This is a genomic window from Pseudoflavonifractor sp. BSD2780061688st1 E11, from assembly GCF_005844125.1.
Taxonomy (GTDB): domain Bacteria; phylum Bacillota; class Clostridia; order Lachnospirales; family Lachnospiraceae; genus Sellimonas; species Sellimonas catena.
In genome coordinates this window covers 1-1588 of sequence record NZ_SPHM01000101.1, presented here as the reverse complement: position 1 = coordinate 1588, position 1588 = coordinate 1, and the positions used below count along the sequence as shown (strand labels likewise).

Here is a 1588-nt window from a genome sequence, read left to right as displayed (position 1 = left end):
ACTAAGACTTCCCATACCTGAAATGGGCTTCGCTCCTTGAAAATTCAATATTTCAGCTGACAAAATAGTGATTTATGCCCCTATAGCCTCAGGATGAAGTGCGTTACGCAGATATTTCGGCAGTCTTGCTTCAAAATCAGCAGTAAAAGCTGTCAATTGCTCATCGCTGAGTTTTAAGATTTCCTGAAGGCTTGCCATCAAGGCATCCATTAGGATGCCAAGTGATCTATGGAAAGTAATGTCCGCCATTTCATCAACTAGGAAAAAGAACAATTCGCCAAGCGTCCTCTGATCTTCATTTTGGCGCTGTTCCATTGCGAGTAACATGTATCTGGTAAACACGATAGCTACGTGAGCTGTCAGTGCATCATAGGATAAGCTGCGGCATTCTCCAATCAGATTCAGCATAGATTTGCAGGTCTTGAAGAAAACCTCAATCTGCCAGCGCTTTCCATAAACACGGATAATCTCTTCTTCGGAAAGGGTCGTATCTGTACAGATAAAAGCAAGCCAGTCCTTGCGATTTGCTTTATTCCTTACGCAAACGATTTTCGCCGGAATAGGATTCTCTTTTCCTACCATGACGTCAACAGAAAGCAGATACTTTGATCTGCCACGGCGTTTTTTGTTCCTGGAATAGATCTCTTTGATATTCAGCTGTTCACCACAGTATGAATACTTGATGCGGCTGCTTTTCTTGAGCATAGCAATCACATCCATCCCCTTTGAATGGATGGCTGTGATCTGTGCCGGGTTGGAAAACCAGGAATCAAAAAGGACATAATCAGCCTTTAGTCCTGCACTGAGAGCAGTATCCAACAAGGCCATCATTGCTTCAGGTGCTTTTGTCTGGGCAAGCTTGCGCCTTTTTCCTGCAATGGTTCTGTTATCAAAGTTCTTTACCGGACCGATAATATTTGCTTCTTTTGCAGATGCTAACAGACAGCTGTTTACCGGGATCAGTGTATTTCCGTCACTCCAGCTTAATGTAAGCATCCGAAACCCTTTTTTGAAATGCATATCGGTGTGGTCGAATACTTTTGATCCCAGTTCTGTTTTCTTGCAGCTGGTTCGACTAAAAAGGCTGTCATCAACAATGAACACATTTTTCCTGCTATCGTCCGTTAGATCTTTGAGATCATTATTGACGATATCAGCAGCCAGAAGAGAAGTAAAACGGAGCCAGTTTGTTTTTGCCGAATTTAGGAACCGATAAAAAGTGTTCTTTGAAAAATCTTCCTTAAAAGAGCCAGTTCGTTGCTGCATATACATGCTTCTTCCGACAAAAATGTTGCTGAGCTTGTAGCGGAGCAGAGAAACAGGTGAAACACCTTTTTCTTTCATCCCATTGCATTTAGCGAGAAGCTTGCCGACATGATGCCTGGAAAAAAATCTCTGAACACAATCAATTAACTCGTTCTCATCGCAATAGTTTTGTGGTATACTGGACATGGCATAAATCTCCTTTGTATAGATGGTTTTTCGTCAATTCCATTATACCAAACGGGACAGGTTTATGCCTTTTTTATTGGCTGAAATATTGAATTTTCAAGGTTCAACACACCGTATTGGTGTGGGAAGTTTTAGT

General features: G+C 41.8%; 1 protein-coding gene. It reads right to left on the bottom strand.

What is annotated here, in order from left to right; all coding sequences use genetic code 11:
- Positions 1–72 precede the first annotated feature (72 nt).
- Positions 73–1452, bottom strand: a complete 1380-nt coding sequence (locus FGQ85_RS18145; protein ID WP_087179269.1) for a transposase — start codon at positions 1450–1452, stop codon at positions 73–75.
- Positions 1453–1588 lie beyond the last annotated feature (136 nt).